Annotated in this window: 3 protein-coding genes; 1 reads left to right on the top strand and 2 read right to left on the bottom strand. The window is 66.2% G+C overall.

The window, feature by feature from the left end; genetic code table 11:
* Positions 1–324 (bottom strand): ATP-binding cassette domain-containing protein (locus VGD20_RS19520; protein ID WP_331136041.1); only part of this gene is annotated, 324 nt, incomplete at its 3' end.
* Positions 321–1,259 carry a substrate-binding domain-containing protein gene (locus VGD20_RS19515; protein ID WP_331136040.1) on the bottom strand — a complete coding sequence of 313 codons (939 nt, stop codon included), beginning with the start codon at positions 1,257–1,259 and terminating at the stop codon, positions 321–323. The genes VGD20_RS19520 and VGD20_RS19515, both read right to left, overlap by 4 nt.
* A 171-nt stretch (positions 1,260–1,430) precedes the next feature.
* On the opposite strand from VGD20_RS19515, the gene VGD20_RS19510 reads away from it, so the two are divergent.
* Positions 1,431–1,819: SMP-30/gluconolactonase/LRE family protein (locus tag VGD20_RS19510; RefSeq protein ID WP_331136039.1), on the top strand; the 389-nt coding region annotated here is incomplete at its 3' end.

The following is a 1,819-nucleotide window of genomic DNA, read 5'->3' as shown; positions in this document are numbered from 1 at the left end:
CGGATAGGCGCCAAGCAGCATATTTTCGGCGACCGACAGGTCGGGCGCGAGCTGCAATTCCTGGTGGATGATCGCGACCCCGGCCGCCTGGCTGTCCGCCGGCGACGTGAAGCTGCATTCGGTGCCGTCGATTGCAAGGCCGCCCGCCTCGGGGCGATATTCGCCGCCCAAAATCTTGAGCAGGGTCGACTTGCCCGCGCCATTTTCGCCCATCAGCCCGCGCGCTTCGCCCGCGCGCACCGAGAAGCCGACGCCGTCGAGCGCGACGACGCCCGGGAACTGCTTGCCGATGCCGGCGAGCGTCAGGGCAGGGGCGGCGCTCATGCGGCCTCGCGGGCGAGCACGGCGCGGAAGTTGTCGCGCGTCATGAGGGTGCCGCTGGTGTGGACGAGGGGCGGCGGCGGGGTGCCGCGCGTCACCCATTCATACATCGCGGTCGCGGTGTCATAGCCATGCTTGCGCGCGCTGAGCAGGACCGAGGCGTAGAAGCCCGTCTGCCGCGTCTTGGCGAATTCGGCATCGGCGGTGCCCGATCCGCCGATCCCGACGCCGATCACCGCATCGCCGCCAAGCCCGAGCCCTTCGGCCGCGCGGACGCCGCCGAGCACCGCCTCGTCGTTCAATCCGACGATGATCCAGTGCTTGAGCGCCGCGTTGCGCGTGAGCACCGGGTCGGCGGCGGTGAAGCCGCCCTCGGTATCGGTCGTGCGCTGCGGCGCGTCGAAGATATGCTCGGCGGGAAGCCCCGCGGCGATCAGTGCGTCCCTTGCGCCGAAGGTGCGCTCGCGCGCGGTTTCGAGACTGTCATAGGCGATGCGGAGCACGCCGATCTGGCCCAGCGGCCAGCCGCGCCGCTTCGCTTCGGCAGCGGCGGCTTCGCCCGCGAGCTTGCCAATCGCGACGCCCGAGATGCCGACGTGCGGGATCGAGCGGATTGGCTTGCCGTCGGGGCCGATCAGCCGGTCGTCGACCGACATGACCTTGAGCTCGTTGACGCGCGCGCGCTGCTCGATCGCGGTGCCGAGACGCGGGTCGGGGGCGCAGATGACGAAGCCCGAGGCATTTTTGGCGGCGAGATTGTCGATCGCGGTCAGCACGCGGTCGCCGTCGGGCGCGCCGATGCGGATCAGGTCGAAGCCGTGCTCGCGCGCCGCGACCCCTGCGAATTTCCATTCGCTCTGGAACCATTGCTCCTCGGGCTGCTTGACGATGAAGCCGATGCGGACCTTGCCGTCCGACGACCGCGCGCAGCCGGCCATTGCCAGTCCCAGCGCGACAGACGAGACTGCGATAAACTGTCGTCTTAAGATCATTCCACTCCCCGGAAAGGCGCTGCCCGTCCATTTTTCTGTGGCCTGATTATCGTTTGGAATCGACAGACGTCAATATTTTATCATATAAATCATGTGATTTAAAAATTCGGGTGGAAAATGAACGACATCAAGATTGTTGAAACGCCGCAAAACGCGATTCTGGGGGAGGGGCCACGCTGGGTGGCGCGCGAAAATGCCCTCTTCTGGGTCGATATCATGGCGCCGGCGCTGCACCGGCTGGACCTGGCAAGCGGAAGGGTGCGCAGCTGGGCGTTCGACGAGCCGATCGGCTGGATCATCGAGCGCGAGGGCCGCGATGATTTCCTCGTCGGGCTTAAGAGCGGTTTCGCAAAACTTTCGCTCGATCCTTTCATGCTCGAACCGATCGGCAACCCCGAAACCGATCGGCCGCACAACCGGCTGAACGATGCCAAGACCGACGCTGCTGGCCGGATCTGGGCGGGGAGCAAGGACGACCGCGACGAAGAGGCGAGCGGCGCGCTCTA

Source organism: Sphingopyxis sp. (assembly GCF_036402335.1).
Classification (GTDB): domain Bacteria; phylum Pseudomonadota; class Alphaproteobacteria; order Sphingomonadales; family Sphingomonadaceae; genus Sphingopyxis.
Note: the sequence above shows the minus strand (reverse complement) of the source record. Positions and strands in the feature narration are given on the sequence as shown.

Bases quoted from the DNA above. Each gene is read 5' to 3' on its own strand.
- VGD20_RS19515 (WP_331136040.1), bottom strand. From the start codon at position 1,259: ATGGCCGGCTGCGCGCGGTCGTCGGACGGCAAGGTCCGCATCGGCTTC.